Origin of the sequence: Streptococcus cuniculipharyngis, assembly GCF_007859195.1 — a bacterium.
In the GTDB taxonomy this organism is placed as follows: domain Bacteria; phylum Bacillota; class Bacilli; order Lactobacillales; family Streptococcaceae; genus Streptococcus; species Streptococcus cuniculipharyngis.
In genome coordinates this window covers 481,417-498,790 of the sequence record NZ_VOHL01000001.1, presented here as the reverse complement: position 1 = coordinate 498,790, position 17,374 = coordinate 481,417, and the positions used below count along the sequence as shown (strand labels likewise).

Here is a 17,374-nt window from a genome sequence, read left to right as displayed (position 1 = left end):
TTACATTAAATAAATAATACAAGTTAGCTTGTTTAGAGGAGGAACTTCATGTCAAGAAACCGGAGAAAAACAACACCTAAGAAGCGAAAGGGTCTAGCGATTACCTTAGGGCTTCTGTGCCTTCTAGGAATTGGAGGTTTTTTCTATATTAAGCAAAGCAAGACCTCAGGGATATCTTCTGACAACTTGTACAAGGTTGCTAATGTTAAAGAAGGGTCTTTGGCTTCTGCCACCTTGTTGTCAGGAACGGTTAAGGCCTTATCGGAACAGTATGTTTATTATGATGCCAGCAAGGGAACTAGTGCAACCCCAACAGTAGCAGTCGGAGACCAGGTTACCGAAGGTCAGCAATTGGTTCAATATGACACGACTAAGGCTCAAGCGGAATACGATGCGGCGGTACGTAATCTTAATAAGATTGGTCGGCAGATTGAATACCTGAGAACTTACGGAAACCTTCCAACAACCAGTTCATCAACGGATGAAAACACCGGTGAGACAGTCACAACGACGACTCCACCAACTCCTCAAGCGACAGCCAGCTATCAGCAACAGTTACAAGAGTTGAATGATTCTTATGCCAATGCCCAGGGTGAAATCAACAAGGCCCAAGCGGCCCTTAATGAAACGGTGGTGACCAGTACGGTATCAGGAACGGTTGTGGCGGTCAATAATAATATTGATCCAGCGTCTAAAACTAGCCAAAGTATTGTTCATGTGACCAGCGAAGGACAACTCCAGGTTAAAGGGACACTGACAGAATATGACTTAGCTAACATTCGGACAGGTCAAGCAGTAAAAATCAAGTCTAAGGTCTATGCTGATAAGGAGTGGACAGGAACGATTTCCTCCATTTCAAACTACCCAAATCAGCCAAGTTCAGAAGGTAACGCCAATGGTGGCGGTGGTGTGACCTACAATTACACCGCTGATATCACAGGTGATTTAGGTGAATTGAAACAAGGATTTACCGTATCAGTTGAAGTTGTTAATGAGAAAAAAGGCTTTATTGTGCCAGTTGGGGCAATTGTGACGGACGGTGACAAACGCTATGTTTGGGTGTATGATGAAAACACCAGCAAAGTTTCTAAGAAAGAAGTTGTTGTTGGCAATGCGGATGCCCGTTCTCAAGAAATCAGTAGTGGGGTTGAACTAGGTCAAGTGGTAGTAACCAACCCAGATAGTCATCTCAAGGATGGTCAAGTCTTAGAAAGTGTTCTCTCAGAAGATACCTCAGCAGAGGCTGGGGCTACACCAGAATCAGGAGACACAGGAGGTAACTCTAGTGAATGATAAACCGAAAGAATTAATGTCTTTAGAAAAGATTACCAAGTCTTATCGCAGTGGTGAAGAAGAGCTCCAAGTGCTTAAAGGGATTGATTTGACGGTTTATGAGGGAGAATTTGTGGCCATCATGGGACCATCAGGATCGGGGAAGTCTACCCTGATGAATATTATTGGTCTGCTAGATCGGCCAACAATGGGTTCTTATCACTTGGCTGATAATGCCATTGAAGAATTGTCTGAGATTGATTTGGCTCAGGTAAGGAATGAAGAAATTGGGTTTGTTTTTCAACAATTTTTTCTCTTGTCCAAATTAAATGCCTTGGAAAATGTTGAATTGCCCTTGATTTATGCCGGTGTCGGTGCTAGAGAGCGTCGTGAATTAGCTGAGCAGTTTCTAGAAAAGGTTGAACTAGGTGAGCGAATGTACCACATGCCATCTGAAATGTCTGGTGGACAAAAACAACGCGTGGCCATTGCTCGTGCCCTTGTCAACGATCCGTCAATTATCTTGGCCGATGAGCCGACAGGGGCCTTGGATACTAAAACCAGTAATCAAATTATGGAGTTACTGACCCAACTTAATCAGGAAGGTAAGACCATTATTATGGTTACCCATGAGCCTGAGATTGCCGATTATGCTACGCGGAAAATTGTTATTCGTGATGGTGAAATTACCATGGATACGACGGATAGCGTTAGGATTGATTAGGAGAGGAGAATGGATGCAAAATTGGAAATTTGCGATTAGCTCAATTCTAGGCCATAAGATGCGTTCTTTCTTGACCATGCTAGGCGTTATTATTGGAGTAGCAGCGGTGTCAGTCGTTATGGCCATAGGAACGGGGGTTACGAAGAGTATCACTAAACAGGCCTCACAGTCTCAACACGATGTTAGGTTATTTTACCAGAAAAAAGGGGATAATGCTTTTTATCCAGAAGATGTAGGGACCAATGTCAAATCACCCTTGCTCAGAGAGGAATGGCTACAACAGATTGCAAAGGAGATTCCTGGAATCAGTGGTTACTATGCAACCAATAGCACCACAGCGGCCATTGCCTATCAGAATAAACGCTCTAGTCAGGTAACGGTGACGGGAGTTAATAGCACCTATTTTGGTATTAAGAAATATAAGATTTTAGCAGGTCGTCAATTGGGACCGTCAGATTATCGTCAGTTTTCTCGTCTGATTATGATTGATAAGGTTTTAGCTAAAAAACTCTTTACGTCTTATGATGCGGCTCTCAACCAAACGGTGGATGTAGGCAATAAGAAATACCGGGTGGTTGGCGTCTATAAAGACCCCGCTGCAGGCTCATCCATTTATGGTGCGAGCTCAGAAGGCAATGCCATTTTGGCCAATACTCAGCTAGCGGCCGAATTTAATGTTCCTGAAATCAGTTCGGTTTACTTTTATGTGCCAGATGTTCTAGAGGCACCGACCGTTGGTAAGCAGGCTGGAAAACGATTGACGGAATTGTCAGGGGCGAAAGAGGGAGAGTTTACCATGTTTGATATTTCTCAAATGCTAGAAGCCATCAAACAACAGGTTGGAACCATGACACTTTTCATTGGTTTTATTGGAGGAATTTCCCTCTTTGTCGGTGGTATTGGCGTGATGAATATCATGTTGGTTTCAGTAACTGAGCGGACACGAGAGATTGGTCTTCGTAAGGCCTTGGGAGCTACTCGCCGTAATATCTTGGTCCAATTTTTGATTGAATCAGTTGTTCTGACTGTTTTAGGCGGAATCATAGGTCTGATTATTGCCTATGCTATCAGTGCTTGGCTAGGAAGTTTACCAAGTTTGGTTCAGAACTTAGGTAAGCCAGAAATTTCTCTCACAACTGTTCTGATTAGCATAGCTTTTTCAGCCTTAGTTGGAGTTGTCTTTGGTGTCTTGCCTGCTAGCAAAGCAAGTAAGTTAGATCCAATTGAAGCCCTGCGCTATGAATAAGAAAAAATCAAAAGGTGTCAAGAAAAAAACTTGACACTCTTTTTTTACTATGCTATACTATATGAGGTAGGGGTGAATTAGCCCTCTAAAATTAAGAAATAGAAAAGAGATTTTACACATGGCAGTAAAAATTCGTTTGACTCGTATGGGTTCAAAGAAAAAACCATTTTATCGTATTAACGTTGCAGACTCACGTGCACCACGTGACGGTCGTTTCATCGAAACAGTTGGAACTTACAACCCACTGGTTGAAGAAAACCAAGTAAGCCTTAAAGAAGAGCGTGTGCTTGACTGGTTGTCAAAAGGTGCACAACCATCTGACACTGTTCGCAACCTTCTTTCAAAAGCTGGTGTGATGAAGAAATTCCACGAGCAAAAATTCTCTAAATAAGTATTAGCCTATGGACACGATTGAAAATCTTATTATTGCGATTGTGAAACCCTTGATTTCACAACCAGATAAACTGACAATAAGGATACAAGATACGCCTGAATTTTTGGAATACCATCTTGACTTGGATGCGCAGGATATTGGACGTGTTATTGGTAGAAAAGGTCGCACAATTTCTGCAATAAGGTCGATTGTCTATTCCGTGCCCACTCAAGCTAAGAAAGTTCGTCTAGTGATTGACGAAAAAGAAGCATAAAACAGTCTTTAGGGCTGTTTTTTCTTATATCAGCTTTAGCGACTAAGACTGGTTTTTTTTAGCTTATCATGGTAGAATAAATATGATTAGAAATCTAAGATAAGTGGAGAAATCATGAATTATTTTAATGTCGGCAAGATTGTCAATACGCAAGGACTACAAGGTGAATTGAGAGTCATGAGCGTGACCGATTTTGCAGATCAACGCTTTAAGAAGGGAAGTCAGTTGGCCCTATTTAGCCCAGAAGGAAACTTAATCAAGCTTGTGGAAATTGCTAGTCATCGAAAACATAAGCATTTTGATATTGTCAAATTCAAGGACCACTACCATATTAATGAGGTGGAAAAGTACAAGGAACACACGCTCAAGGTAGCGGAGCAGGACTTGACCCAACTGGCTGAGGATGAGTTTTACTACCACGAAATTATTGGTCTAGATGTCTATGAACATGACGTCCTAATTGGTCACATCAAGGAAATCTTGCAGCTAGGTGCCAATGATGTTTGGGTTGTAGAGCGTCAAGGCAAAAAAGATTTATTATTGCCCTACATTCCACCAGTTGTCTTGGCTGTTGATTTAGCAGCAGGTCGGGTTGATGTGGATATTTTGGAAGGATTAGATGATGAAGATTGATATCCTAACCCTCTTTCCGGAAATGTTTGCTCCTTTGGAACATTCGATTGTGGGCAAGGCCAGAGATAAGGAGCTTTTGAGCATTCGTTACCATAATTTTCGTGACTATGCTGAAAAAGCCCGTCATGTTGATGACGAGCCGTATGGTGGTGGCCAAGGGATGCTTTTGCGGGCCCAGCCAATTTTTGATGCTTTTGATGCTATTGAAAAGAAAAATCCTCGGGTCATTCTTTTGGACCCTGCTGGTCGGCGTTTTGATCAAGCCTACGCTGAGGAATTGGCCAAGGAGGAGGAACTTATTTTCATCTGTGGTCACTATGAGGGCTACGATGAACGGATTAAGACCCTGGTGACTGATGAGATTTCTTTAGGAGATTTTGTCTTGACTGGGGGAGAATTGGCAGCCATGACTATGATTGATGCCACTGTTCGTTTGATTCCTGCGGTCATTGGTAAGGAAGTTAGTCACCAAGACGATAGTTTCTCATCAGGTCTTTTGGAGTATCCCCAATACACGCGTCCTTATGATTATCGTGGCATGCTCGTTCCAGATGTTCTGATGAGTGGCCATCATGAAAATATCCGCCGCTGGCGTCTGGAAGAATCTCTAAAGAAGACCTACCTGCGGCGTCCTGATTTATTAGATGATTATGTTCTAACGGCAGAAGAAAGTCAGCTTTTAGAAAAAATTAAAGAAGACCTCCTATCAGAATAGGAGTCTTCTTTTGTTTATCTTAGTACAATTTAAGCGGAGCTGCTTCTGGTGGTAGTGGTGCATCGTATGGGTTGTGACGAAGTTTGAAGTTTTTCACATCCTCGATAGTTTGAGTACCAGCAAGCTGCATCACCATCTTCAATTCATCATTAAGTTTTTCAAAGACTTGGCGAACTCCGACGCTTCCTCCAAGAGCCAATCCATAGATAACTGGACGACCGATGGCAACAAGGTCAGCACCTGATGCCAAAGCCTTGAAGACATGTTGACCACGACGGACACCAGAGTCAAAGACGATTGGCACACGTTTGTCAACAGCTTCAGCCACTTCTTGTAGAGAGTCAAAAGCAGCAGGTCCACCATCCAATTGACGACCACCGTGGTTGGTTACCCAGATACCAGATGCGCCAGCACTAAGGGCGATGTCAACGTCTTCTTTACATTGAGGACCTTTGACATAAACTGGTAGACCAGAGTATTCAGCGATAAATTCAACATCGCGTGGAGAGAGTTTTTGTTTAGCTGATTTGTAAACAAAGTCCATGGTTTGGCCAGCACCTTGTGGAAGGTATTCTTCAACGATTGGCATACCAACTGGGAAGACGTAGCCGTTACGAGCATCTGTTTCACGGTTACCACCAACAGTCGCATCAGCAGTCAAAACAATAGCCTTGATACCTTGCTCTTTTACACGGTCCATGATATTACGGTTGATACCATCATCTTTACTGAAGTAGAATTGGAACCATTCAGGTGCTCCGTTTAGGGCTTTTGTTACTTCAGGTAAATCAGTTGTTGAATAAGAACTGATGGTGTAAATGGTGTTAAACTCGCCGACACCTTTGGCACTGGCAACTTCACCTTGGACATTAGCTAGTTTGTGGGCAGCAACTGGAGCCATGATAATTGGAGATGAAATCTTGTCTCCATAAATTTCAGTATTTGTTTCAGGGTTTTCGACGTTACGCAAAACTTGTGGAACGATAAGCTTGTGGTTGAAAGCACGGATATTTTCATAGAGGGTGAAAGTATCGCCTGCTCCACTAGCAATGTAGCCGAAGGCACCTTTAGGGATAACACTTTGAGCCATTTTTTCTAGGTCATAAACGTTGAAAAAATTAACGGGTCCTTCTGCAGTACTTGTTTTGAAAGTCATGAGCTTTCCTCCTAGATAATTTTTGATAGCGCTTTCGCGATTACAGTATTATGGTAGCATGAAAAAAAAGAGATGTCAACCAATTTGCTTAAAGCGCTTTCAAATTATTTTATTCACAATTTTGTATATAATCGAGGCTTAAATTTATGCTATAATATAGGGGTAAAGAAAAAGGAGAAGCCATGTCTGTGGAAGAAATTTATGATATTACCATTGTTGGAGGTGGACCTGTGGGTCTTTTTGCAGCCTTTTATGCAGGTTTGCGTGGGGTTTCGGTCAAGCTGATTGAAAGTTTGGCTGAGCTAGGTGGCCAACCGGCTATTTTATATCCAGAAAAAATGATTTACGACATTCCAGCTTATCCGGCCATTTCAGGTAAGGACTTGGTTGAGCAGCTGATTCAACAATTGGAGCGCTTTGCCAGTAGCACGCAGATTTGTCTGAAAGAAGAGGTTAAATCTTTTGAGAAAACAGATGATGGCTTTTTAATTCAGACGGATAAGGGCCAACATCGAACAAGGGCTATCATTTTAGCTTGTGGTAATGGAGCTTTTGCCCCGCGTCCGCTAGGCTTGCCTGGTGAAGAGGTCTATGCTGATAGCAATTTGCATTACCATGTCAAGTCCTTGGAGGACTTTGTTGATAAGAATGTCGTGATTTGCGGTGGTGGTGATTCTGCGGTAGATTGGGCCAATAGTCTGCAAGGTTTAGCTAAATCAGTGACCCTTGTTCATCGCAGGAATGCTTTTCGGGCTCATGAGCATAGCGTAGCAGTTTTGGAACAATCATCAGTGACGAAATTAACCCCTTATGTGCCAGTGGCGCTTTTGGGGGATGGTCAGAAACTCAAGGGGTTGCGTGTCCAAAGGGTCAAGTCTGATGAGGTGCTTGACCTAGACTTAGATGCTTTGATTGTTAGTTTTGGTTTTTCCAGCTCCAATAAAAATTTGAAAGCTTGGGGTCTGGAGGCAGAGCGGTCTAGTGTCAAGGTGTCTGCTCTTTTGGAGACCAGTCAGGCAGGGATTTATGCTGTTGGCGATGCAGCTACCTATGTAGGCAAGGCTGATTTGATTGCGACAGGTTTCGGTGAGGCCCCCATGGCGGTCAACCAAGCCATCAATTATATCTACCCAGAGCGGGACAATCGTCTTGTTCATTCAACCTCATTGATTAAGGAAAAAGAATAGGATTGGCATTGAGCCAATCCTATTTTATGACCAAGCAAAGGCATCTGTCTGGGCTTGGAGATGGGGCAACCAAGTGGGGTCACTTAGTCGGCAGAGGGTCACTGAAATTCCTGTCATGTCAAGGCTGGTCATGAATTTTCCCATTTTAATCAGTGGGATGTCTAACTCTTCAATCTCCAGCAATTGTTGGAGATCATTAAGAAAAATCCCCATTTCAAGGTCGGTTGTTGTGCCTAGATTGTTGACCAAGAGCAGAAAGGATTGCCCTTTTTTCCAGTGGAAGTGGAGCTTGAGTTTATTGATGACCTCAATGGCTAGCTTTTCTGATTGTTCAAAAGGGACCGTTCGATAACCATCTTCACCGTGAATGCCGATGCCATAAGAAATGGTCTCAGCTGCTAGTTCAAAAAGCGGTAGAGCCGCTCGAGGACGGCTAGCAGGTTTGGTTGCAAAGCCAATAGTGGCAATCTGGGTAGCTAGCTGAAAACCAGTCTGCTCTAGCTGGTCCAAGTCAGCTCCTTGACCGGCTAGTTGTCCCAAAATTTTGTGGAGGATAATGGTTCCAGCCAAGCCTCGACCACGAATTTGAAAATTTTTTTCTGGCTCAATAGAAATATCGTCGTGGGAGAGGATGTATTTGACTTGATGACCGTCGGATTTAGCTTGGGAAATGGCCTGACGGAAGTTGTTAACATCAGCTTCAAAATTTTTAACAATGACAAAGACCCCCTTGCCTTGATCCAAAAAGCGGATAGCCTGGTAGATATCCTGAGTCGTTGGTGGGCTGAAAATAGGCCCATAAATAGCCGCTGTTAGCATGCCCCGTCCAACAAAGCCCATGTGGGCGGGTTCATGGCCACTGCCACCGCCAGCTAAAATAGGGACCTGAGTCTGGTTCCTATTTTTGTCATAAACTAAGGGCAGTTGAGGATGCTTGGCTAGATGGGGATAGGCCGCCATGAGGCCTGCTAAATAATCAGAAATAAGGTCTTCTTTTCGGTTATGGATAAAGGTCATAGTGTTTCTCCTAGTGGCTACGATGGCTAATTTCATAGATAAAGTAATCAGGATTAGGCCGGTCAATTTGCTTTTGGACAAAGGATTTGATGGTTTCAGCTAAGGCATGGGCGTGGTAATCTTGATGGAAGGCTAGAAAATCAAATTGGTTTCTGGGTGGGATGGGACAGGCATATTCTCGGATGATTTTTTCCACAACGGTATGGCAGTAGCCAATAAAAAAATCGTAGAAATTATTTTGTCCCTTGATATTAAAAAGTTGCAGGTAAAAATACCGTTCTTCTTCAAAATAGAGAAAGAGCTCTTTGAGCAGTTGGCGGCCGGAAATAAAATCGAGATTATCCGTAATTTTTTCTTGCAGGTCATTTTCAAAAATCCAGTCCATCAATTGATACTTGTCAAGAAAATGATTGTAAAAGGTCTGGCGGCGAATGTTTGCCAGTTTCATGATATCAACAACAGACACCTTATCAAAGTCTTGATTTTCCAAGAGATTTTTGAAGGCCTTGGCAATACGTTTTTTGGTGATGAGGGATGATGTCATAATAATCCTCCAAACTTTCCTAATCCTATGATAGCAAAATGTGGCTTGATTTTTACTAAAAAACTAGAAAAAGGGACAGATTAGCTAATCTGTCCCTTACTTTTTAAGCCCAATCAGTCTATAATGGCAGTGTCAAATAAGTTACATTTAAGGAGGTCTCTGATGAAAAAAATTATCAATAATCCAGTTGATGTGGTCAATGAAATGATTGAAGGGATTGCTTTCGTCCATGATGATTTAGTGGAACGATTGGAAGGCTATGATGTCTTGGTCCGAAAGGTAGCTAAGGCAGGCAAGGTGGCCTTGATTTCTGGTGGAGGCTCAGGACATGAACCTGCACATGCTGGTTTTGTCGGTGAGGGCATGTTGTCTGCTGCGATTTGTGGGGCAGTGTTTACCTCACCAACGCCAGATCAAATTCTTGAAGCCATCAAGGCAGCTGATGAAGGGGCCGGTGTCTTTATGATTATCAAAAATTATTCAGGAGACATCATGAATTTTGAAATGGCCCAAGAATTGGCAGAGATGGAAGGGATTGAAGTGGCTAGCGTCATTGTTGATGATGATATTGCCGTGGAAGATAGTCTCTATACTCAGGGGCGTCGCGGTGTGGCAGGGACTATCCTTGTTCATAAGATTTTAGGACATGCGGCACGGGCTGGTAAGTCCTTAAGTGACATCAAGGAATTGGCAGATGACTTGGTTCAGGAGATTAAAACCATTGGTCTGGCCTTGTCAGGAGCGACCGTGCCCGAGGTTGGGAAACCTGGTTTTGTTTTGCCTGACGATGAATTTGAATATGGGGTTGGGATTCATGGGGAACCCGGATATCGTAAGGAAAAAATGCAGGCTTCAGCCACCTTGGCTAAGGAGCTGGTTGACAAACTCTTAAACAATTTTGAGGCCCAGCCTGGTCAGTCTTTTGGTCTGTTAATCAATGGTTTGGGGGCAACGCCTTTAATGGAGCAATATGTTTTTGCTAATGATGTAGCCGCCTTATTAGCTGAACACGGGATTGACGTGGCCTATAAAAAATTGGGTAATTACATGACTGCAATTGATATGGCAGGTCTATCATTGACTCTGATTAGACTAGCAGATGATAGGTGGTTAGAGGCCTTGAACAGTCCAGTCAAGACAGTAGCTTGGTAAGGGAGGTTAAACGCATGAAAGCAGATAAGGTACTGGCTTGGATGACCCTGTTTAATGATAAAATTCAAGCTAATAAAGACTACCTGAGTGAGCTAGATACCCCAATCGGAGATGGTGATCATGGGGGCAATATGGCCAGAGGCATGGCAGCAGTGATGGAGGAATTGGCAGGCAAGTCCTATCAGCAAGCCAGTCATATTTTTAAAACCGTTGGGATGCAGCTCTTGAGCAAGGTTGGTGGAGCTTCTGGTCCTCTCTACGGCTCTGCTTTTATCGGCATGAGTAAAGTGGCAGATGATGAGCGATTGGTTGAGTGTTTACAGGCGGGCTTGGAGATGATTATCAAACGTGGGAAGGCTAATCCTGGGGAAAAGACCATGGTGGATGTCTGGACGCCAGTAGTAGCAGACCTACAAGCTGGCCTGCTAAAGGTAGAAGCTATTCAGGCTTATGCTGAAAAAACCAAGGATTTGGTGGCAAGCAAGGGTCGGGCTTCTTATGTGGGTGAACGGTCACTAGGCCATCTTGATCCGGGGGCTTATTCTTCAGCCTTGCTTTTTCAAGCCTTGGTGGAAGTAGGTGGCTTGGATGACTAAGCTAGGATTGGTGATTGTCTCTCATTCGCAATTGTTAGCCCAGGGTTTGGTTGATTTAATCAAGGAAGTGGCAAAAGATGTTGCCCTCACTTATGTTGGCGGTTTGCCTGATGGTGAGATTGGGACGAGTTTTGAGCAGGTTGAGGCGGCGGTAGCAGCCAATTCTAGTTCAGACTTGCTGGCCTTTTATGACTTGGGTTCTGCACGGATGAATTTGGAGCTGGTCATGGACTTATCGGATAAGGACCTGACTATTCAAAATGTTCCTTTGGTAGAAGGGGCTTATACGGCAGCAGCCTTAATTCAAGCAGGGGCAGATAAGGCTAGTATTTTGGCACAATTAGCAAGTTTGACCATTGAAAAATAGGGCTTAGTTAATGATGGCTTTTGTCAGGGGATTTAAGGAAAAATTAAGATGTTGGGAGCATAATATAAGTATCCTAAAACTTTTCTTTTTATAATCTCCAAGAAACCCAGAATCATAGGTCTTGATTCTGGGTTTCTTTTTATTTACCAAGGCAGAATTGGCTAAAGAGTTGGGTGATGAGTTCATCTGGGGCAGCATCACCAGTGATTTGTCCGAGAATTTCCCAAGTGCGGGTCAAGTCAATCTGGAGCAGGTCAACTGGCATGCCCATTTCCAAACCTTGATTGACTGCTTGTAGGCTCTCGACAGCTTGTTCAATCAGGCTGATGTGGCGAGCATTAGATAGGTAGGTGGCATCCTGTTCCACGATGCCAGCATTGTCAAAGAAGAGTTGGTTAATCTTCTCTTCAATCAAATGGATATTTTGATTGGCTAAGACAGAGATGTTCAAGACATCAGCAGGAAGTTGGTCACGTTCAATCTTTTCTGGTAGATCTGTTTTGTTGAGCAGGATAATGCGATTGCTGTCTTGACTGAGGGTTAATAATTCTCGGTCTTGTTCAGTCAGTGGCTCAGAACTGTTCAGCACCAAAAGGACCAAATCAGCTTCTTTGAGGGCTTTACGTGAACGTTCGACACCGATTTGTTCGACAATATCATCTGTTTCACGGATACCAGCCGTATCAATCAGCTTGAGCGGGACCCCATTGATATTGACATATTCTTCAATCACATCACGGGTAGTCCCCGCAATATCGGTAACGATGGCCTTTTCCTCGCGTAAGAGGGTATTGAGCAGGCTAGATTTTCCCACATTGGGGCGGCCAATAATGGCAGTGGCCAAGCCTTCTCGCAGAATTTTTCCGCGTTTTGCTGTTTTGAGCAAGTGGGTCAAAAGCTGCTCAAATTCTAGGGTCTTCTCTCGTAGCAGGGCAGTGGTCATTTCTTCCACATCGTCGTATTCGGGATAATCAATATTAACTTCCACCTGTGCTAGCGTGTTGAGAATTTCTTGGCGAGTTTGGTTAATCAGGTCAGAAAGGGAGCCGTCCAATTGGTTGATGGCGATTGCCATGGCCTTGTCGGTCTTAGCTCGAATCAGGTCCATAATGGCTTCTGCCTGAGTTAAGTCCACGCGACCATTGAGAAAGGCCCGTTTGGTAAATTCTCCTGGCTCTGCCAGTCGAGCTCCCTGTCTGATAACCAACTGCAAGATTTCATTGGTCACCGCCAGCCCACCGTGGGTGTTGATTTCGACAACATCTTCACGAGTAAAGGTTCTAGGGGAACGCATGACACTGACCATGACTTCATCAAGGACTTGATTCTGTTCAACAAGATGGCCATAGTTAATGGTATGGGAGGCTACCTTCTCCAAGTCCTTGCCCTTAAAAATGCTACGAGCAATGCTGATGGCCTCTGTGCCTGAGAGACGGACAATGCCGATAGCCCCTTCCCCTAGAGGGGTGGCAATGGCTGCAATGGTATCAAATTCTTTTGTGATCATCATATGCTATCTTAACTCCTTATGTTACAAGGTTTCTACTGCTTTTGCCCCAGATTCTAGTATGGATTGGGGAAAATACTTGCTTTAGCTTAATCTCTATTATATCATGTTTGGTCCAAGATTTTGAAATAGGGATATTGTCTTGCTTAATCTTGATTCTTTATTTTTAAAACGCTTTCTGATATAGTAAAGGTGACTAACTCTTTTTGATATGCTAGGAGGAGATAGAAGGTGAAGATTCTTATCATAGGTGCCTCATTTGCAGGCTTATCTGCTGCGGTTAAGGCAAGACAACTTTATCCAGAAGCTGATATTGAGGTTTTGGAAAGCCGGTCCCAGCTACCGACAGTTCCTAATGCCTTGAATTGGTCTTTGACAGGGAAAAAGCAGGGCTGGAGCAAGCACTTCTTTTCTGAGGAGCTGCTTTTGGCAGTAGGTATTAAGCTTAGTCTAGCTACTGAAGTGGTTAAGATTTTACCGGAATCTAAGCGTTTGATCTTGGCTAATGGAAGCAGTCGATGCTATGATCATTTGATTTTAGCGATGGGGTCAACCCAGAAATCCCATTATATTCGGGGAAGCGAATTAGAAGGAGTATTTGGTTGCAAGGATGACCAAGATATTGAGAGCAAACAAGAAGCTTTAGCAGCGGCTAATCGAGTGGCGATCATTGGCGGTGGTCAGATTGGGATTGAGGCGAGTGAGACCTATTTGGCGATGGGAAAAGAGGTCTACCTTTTTGAGGCGAATCCGAGTTTAGATTTTAAATGTTTTGATACTTCTTTCTTAACGCCTTTGGTGGAGACAATGGAGACCGAAAAGATAAGGATTTTTTGTGGGGAACGGGTACAGGCTATTGAGTTAGGAACTGAAGGTTTGGTCTTGGTAACTGCGAGACAACGCATAGCGGTTGATGTGGTTATGCTTTGTGCTGGTCTGCGACCTAATACCAAACTTTTACAAGATTTGCCTATTTTAGCCCTAGATCAAACCGTTCAGGTAGATGCTTATTTGCAGACAGTTCTACCAGCCATTTGGGCGGTGGGAGACCTGATATCGCTTCCCTTACTGGCCAAGGATAATATGACCTATATGCCCTTAGCTAATAGTGCTTTAAAGACGGGGGAGCTGGTCGCCTATAACCTAACTCAACCTCGTTATGAACTCCCTCTTTCTGTTCGTCCGGTATCAAGTTGTCAGTATGGTTGGTATCGGACAAGTCTAGGATTAACGGCAGAAGAAGCCGATTTATATCAAGATATCTCTATTGTCGATTATCAAGCTCCTTTTTCTTTGGCCAATCCAACTCCCATTTATTTGAGATTGATTGTTGCTAGTGAGACAGGACAAATACTAGGGGCGCAAGCCTTGTCAAAAGGGGATTGTAGTGCCATCTTTCAGCCCTTGGTCTATGCAATGGCTGAACAGGCAATAGATGAGCAATTAGCTTTTCAAGATTTTTTATTTACAGCAGGAGAAGGGGAGATTTTCTACCATTTGCACCAGTTGTTATTGAAAAGCTTAGATCAAAGAGGTGCTTAATGCAAATTATTAATTTGATGGAAAAGACTGAGGCAGGTGCTTATCGGATATTGTGTTATCTAAGGGGTGCAGGGCAGGCAGTCAGTATCAAGGCTTTGGCACAGGAAGTTGGTTTATCTCGCTCAACCATTCGGAAGTATTTGGCCTTGTTGCAAGAAAGCTTTGAATTGTCAACTCAGGGAGTCAGTCTATTGTTGAAGGAAGACCTTTGTGAATTGAGATTACCAGCTGATTTGGAGTGGTCCAAGCTTCTAAGGGGGTTTTTGACACCGGCGATTAAGTACCAAATTTTAAATTACCTCTTTCGTAAGCCGTCTTTTACCATCCAGGAGCTAGCTCAGCAACTGTTGATTAGTGAGGCTACCCTCCATCGCCATTTGGCTGGTCTAAATGATATCTTGGCGGAATTTCATATTAGCATTTATAACGGTCACTGGCAGGGGCCAGAGCATCAAATTCGTTATCTTTATTGGCTTTTATATCGCCAGACATGGTCAGTGGTGGAGATTAGGCAAGAAGTCGAGCACTTGTCGGTGCAGAAAGAAGTGCAACTGGTTGAACGTTTGTGTCAGTCAGAGTTGACAGCCTTAAATCGTCAATCGCTAGGCTTATGGCTGGCCATTAGCCATCAACGCTGGTCCAATCTGAGAAAGGATGGTCGGACCTTGGCAGCTCTTTTGGATCCTTATCGGGATAATATCTTCTTTCAGCGATTAGAAAAAGCTTGTCTTCGTTATTTTAGTCGCTATGCGGTAGAATTGGATGAGATTGAGGCGCATTCCCTCTTTGCTTTTTTAGTTTCGATGGCAATTTTGCCTCCCCATACCATGAGTTTTTTGTTGGGGTTTGGTGGGCCAGTGGCAGAACAGCTGACTCAGGCTATTCAGTGTTTACGAGAAAAGAAACTTTGTGGGTTTCCCCTGCCTCAGATGGTCAATGATGTTTTGGGGAAGCTTTTTCATCAAGCTTACTTTTTCCAAGGGTTTTTGTGGACTTTTCCGGATGAATACCAACTTGAAGGGGCTTATTTTCAGGGATTGGTTGAAAAAGAGCATGTTGATTTGGCAAGAAGCCTTTTTTCTGAGCAGTTTGGTGATGGAGAGGCTCTTACCTATTACCGTTGGAACTTTTTAGGCTTGCTAGTCTATTTGAAACGGCCAATTCGTCAGCGTTTAACAATAGGTTTGGCTATGGAAGAGGGACAAATGATGTTGGATTTGCTTAAAGCTGGTCTAGATGAAGAATTGGGAGGAAATCCTTTGATTGACTTGCTCCCTTATCAGTCAGGACAGGCCTATGATGGTTTAATTTTGAGTCAAGGCTACCTTGAACAAGTTTCCTGTCCTATCTATCGTTTATCTGGTCCCCTCCAACTGATTGACAAAGAAAGGCTTGGAGATTGGATCCAGAAACTGCAAGAGAGTAAGAAATTGGATTGAGGTTTTTGGGAGGCTCTCATGATTTTATCAATCCTGAAAAAAAGATGATAGCTAACCAGGAGGAATTTTTGTTACAATGAAAGCGTAAACAAAAAATACAAGGAGGTCTTGACATGACGACAGAAGAAAAATACATTATGGCCATTGACCAAGGAACAACAAGTTCGCGGGCCATCATTTTCAATAAAAAGGGCGAGAAGGTTAGTGCCAGCCAAAAGGAATTTACTCAGATTTTTCCACAGGCAGGTTGGGTAGAGCACAATGCTAATGAAATTTGGAATTCAGTTCAATCTGTTATTGCAGGTGCCTTTATTGAAAGTGGGATTAAGCCGTCACAAATTGAGGCCATTGGGATTACCAATCAACGGGAAACGACCGTGGTTTGGGATAAGGAAACAGGGTTACCGATTTATAATGCCATTGTCTGGCAGTCGCGTCAGACAGCCCATTTGGCAGATCAGCTGAAAAAAGATGGCTATGAGGAACTTTTCCACAAGAAAACAGGTCTGGTCATTGATGCTTATTTCTCTGCAACCAAGGTGCGTTGGATTTTGGACCATGTTGAGGGGGCTCAGGAGCGGGCAGAAAAAGGAGAATTGCTCTTTGGAACCATCGATACTTGGTTGGTTTGGAAATTAACTGATGGTCAGGCTCATGTGACCGACTATTCCAATGCCGCTCGGACCATGCTTTACAATATTGAAGAACTCAAATGGGATGAGGAGATTTTAGACATTCTCAATATTCCTAAGGCCATGTTGCCAGAAGTCAAGTCTAACTCAGAGGTTTATGGCCATACTGCACCATTTCATTTTTACGGTGGTCAAGTACCGATTTCAGGAATGGCAGGTGACCAGCAGGCGGCCTTGTTTGGCCAGTTAGCCTTTGAACCAGGTATGGTCAAAAATACCTATGGTACAGGGTCATTTATCGTCATGAATACTGGTGAGAACATGCAGATTTCGGACAATAAGCTTTTGACGACTATCGGCTATGGCATCAATGGCAAGGTTTACTATGCCTTGGAAGGATCAATCTTTATTGCAGGAAGTGCAGTCCAATGGCTCCGTGATGGTCTTCGCATGGTTCACACCTCACCTGAGTCGGAAGAATTGGCCTGCAAGTCAGCCAGTGATGATGAGGTCTATGTGGTCCCAGCCTTCACAGGTCTAGGAGCCCCTTACTGGAACTCAGAAGCTCGTGGGTCAGTCTTTGGTTTGACCCGTGGTACCAGCAAGGAAGATTTTGTCAAGGCAACCCTACAATCGATTGCTTACCAAGTTCGTGATGTTATTGATACCATGCGGGTAGATTCTGGTATTGATATTCAGGTCTTGAAGGTTGATGGCGGAGCGGCCATGAACAGTTTCCTCATGCAGTTCCAGTCAGATATTTTAGGCATTGATATTGCGCGTGCGAAAAACCTTGAAACAACAGCCTTGGGAGCAGCCTTCTTGGCCGGTTTGTCAGTGGGTTACTGGAAAGATATGGACGAACTCAAGGCCTTGAATGAAACGGGAGAACTCTTCACACCAAGCATGAACGATTCGCGTAAGGAACAGCTCTATAAGGGCTGGAAGAAGGCTGTTAAGGCCACTCAAGTCTTTGCCGAGGAAGATTAAGGGAGGAC

At 43.7% G+C, this 17,374-nt stretch carries 18 protein-coding genes; 14 read left to right on the top strand and 4 right to left on the bottom strand.

Going from position 1 to position 17,374, the window contains the following annotated elements; translation table 11 throughout:
* The first annotated feature begins 48 nt into the window (after positions 1–48).
* From FRX57_RS02425 to trmD, 7 genes are all read left to right on the top strand, one after another.
* Positions 49–1,293 carry an efflux RND transporter periplasmic adaptor subunit gene (locus FRX57_RS02425; RefSeq protein WP_146566275.1) on the top strand — a complete coding sequence of 415 codons (1,245 nt, stop codon included), beginning with the start codon at positions 49–51 and terminating at the stop codon, positions 1,291–1,293.
* Between the two features lie 16 nt (positions 1,294–1,309).
* A complete protein-coding gene (locus FRX57_RS02420) occupies positions 1,310–1,996 on the top strand; it encodes an ABC transporter ATP-binding protein (protein ID WP_186600817.1) in 687 nt (228 codons plus the stop codon).
* Positions 1,997–2,009: 13 nt separating this feature from the next.
* Positions 2,010–3,242 carry an ABC transporter permease gene (locus tag FRX57_RS02415; RefSeq protein ID WP_146566270.1) on the top strand — a complete coding sequence of 411 codons (1,233 nt, stop codon included), beginning with the start codon at positions 2,010–2,012 and terminating at the stop codon, positions 3,240–3,242.
* Positions 3,243–3,360: 118 nt separating this feature from the next.
* Complete coding sequence (gene rpsP / locus FRX57_RS02410; RefSeq protein ID WP_146566268.1) at positions 3,361–3,633, top strand: 30S ribosomal protein S16; 273 nt, start codon at positions 3,361–3,363, stop codon at positions 3,631–3,633.
* Between the two features lie 10 nt (positions 3,634–3,643).
* The gene (locus FRX57_RS02405; RefSeq protein ID WP_146566267.1) at positions 3,644–3,889 is read left to right on the top strand and encodes a KH domain-containing protein; all 246 of its coding nucleotides are present in this window, start codon (positions 3,644–3,646) and stop codon (positions 3,887–3,889) included.
* Between the two features lie 114 nt (positions 3,890–4,003).
* Complete coding sequence (gene rimM / locus FRX57_RS02400; RefSeq protein ID WP_146566265.1) at positions 4,004–4,522, top strand: ribosome maturation factor RimM; 519 nt, start codon at positions 4,004–4,006, stop codon at positions 4,520–4,522.
* Positions 4,512–5,237, top strand: coding sequence for a tRNA (guanosine(37)-N1)-methyltransferase TrmD (gene trmD, locus FRX57_RS02395; protein ID WP_146566702.1), 726 nt, complete (start codon positions 4,512–4,514; stop codon positions 5,235–5,237). Before rimM ends, trmD begins: the two co-directional genes overlap by 11 nt.
* Positions 5,238–5,256: 19 nt before the next feature.
* Here the strand turns inward: trmD and lctO are convergent, their stop codons facing one another.
* Positions 5,257–6,393, bottom strand: a complete 1,137-nt coding sequence (lctO, locus tag FRX57_RS02390; RefSeq protein WP_146566263.1) for an L-lactate oxidase — start codon at positions 6,391–6,393, stop codon at positions 5,257–5,259.
* A gap of 182 nt (positions 6,394–6,575) precedes the next feature.
* Here lctO and FRX57_RS02385 point away from each other — a divergent pair, with 182 nt between their 5' ends.
* The gene (locus FRX57_RS02385) at positions 6,576–7,580 is read left to right on the top strand and encodes an NAD(P)/FAD-dependent oxidoreductase (protein WP_146566260.1); all 1,005 of its coding nucleotides are present in this window, start codon (positions 6,576–6,578) and stop codon (positions 7,578–7,580) included.
* Between the two features lie 24 nt (positions 7,581–7,604).
* On the opposite strand, the gene dhaQ is transcribed toward FRX57_RS02385, so the two are convergent.
* Both dhaQ and dhaS read right to left on the bottom strand, forming a co-directional pair.
* Positions 7,605–8,597: a DhaKLM operon coactivator DhaQ gene (gene dhaQ, locus FRX57_RS02380; protein ID WP_146566258.1), complete on the bottom strand. Its 993-nt coding sequence runs from the start codon at positions 8,595–8,597 to the stop codon at positions 7,605–7,607.
* 10 nt (positions 8,598–8,607) lie between these two features.
* Entirely contained in the window at positions 8,608–9,141 is a 534-nt protein-coding gene (gene dhaS / locus FRX57_RS02375; protein WP_146566256.1) for a dihydroxyacetone kinase transcriptional activator DhaS, read from the bottom strand.
* A 162-nt stretch (positions 9,142–9,303) separates the two neighbouring features.
* Between dhaS and dhaK the strand changes: the two genes are divergently transcribed.
* The 3 genes from dhaK to dhaM are packed head-to-tail and all read left to right on the top strand — an operon-like array spanning position 9,304 to position 11,256.
* Positions 9,304–10,293 carry a dihydroxyacetone kinase subunit DhaK gene (dhaK, locus tag FRX57_RS02370; RefSeq protein WP_146566254.1) on the top strand — a complete coding sequence of 330 codons (990 nt, stop codon included), beginning with the start codon at positions 9,304–9,306 and terminating at the stop codon, positions 10,291–10,293.
* A 14-nt stretch (positions 10,294–10,307) separates the two neighbouring features.
* Positions 10,308–10,889, top strand: a complete 582-nt coding sequence (dhaL, locus tag FRX57_RS02365) for a dihydroxyacetone kinase subunit DhaL (RefSeq protein WP_146566252.1) — start codon at positions 10,308–10,310, stop codon at positions 10,887–10,889.
* Complete coding sequence (gene dhaM / locus FRX57_RS02360; protein WP_146566250.1) at positions 10,882–11,256, top strand: dihydroxyacetone kinase phosphoryl donor subunit DhaM; 375 nt, start codon at positions 10,882–10,884, stop codon at positions 11,254–11,256. Before dhaL ends, dhaM begins: the two co-directional genes overlap by 8 nt.
* A 139-nt stretch (positions 11,257–11,395) precedes the next feature.
* Here dhaM and mnmE read toward each other — a convergent pair whose 3' ends face one another.
* Positions 11,396–12,763 carry a tRNA uridine-5-carboxymethylaminomethyl(34) synthesis GTPase MnmE gene (gene mnmE, locus FRX57_RS02355; protein ID WP_146566700.1) on the bottom strand — a complete coding sequence of 456 codons (1,368 nt, stop codon included), beginning with the start codon at positions 12,761–12,763 and terminating at the stop codon, positions 11,396–11,398.
* 231 nt (positions 12,764–12,994) lie between these two features.
* On the opposite strand from mnmE, the gene FRX57_RS02350 reads away from it, so the two are divergent.
* From FRX57_RS02350 to glpK, 3 genes are all read left to right on the top strand, one after another.
* The gene (locus tag FRX57_RS02350) at positions 12,995–14,305 is read left to right on the top strand and encodes an FAD-dependent oxidoreductase (RefSeq protein ID WP_146566248.1); all 1,311 of its coding nucleotides are present in this window, start codon (positions 12,995–12,997) and stop codon (positions 14,303–14,305) included.
* Entirely contained in the window at positions 14,305–15,744 is a 1,440-nt protein-coding gene (locus tag FRX57_RS02345; RefSeq protein ID WP_146566246.1) for an AcpB/EbpR/MafR family transcriptional regulator, read from the top strand. The genes FRX57_RS02350 and FRX57_RS02345 overlap by 1 nt, the downstream gene beginning before the upstream one ends.
* Before the next feature lie 113 nt (positions 15,745–15,857).
* Positions 15,858–17,366, top strand: a complete 1,509-nt coding sequence (glpK, locus tag FRX57_RS02340; protein ID WP_146566244.1) for a glycerol kinase GlpK — start codon at positions 15,858–15,860, stop codon at positions 17,364–17,366.
* Positions 17,367–17,374 lie beyond the last annotated feature (8 nt).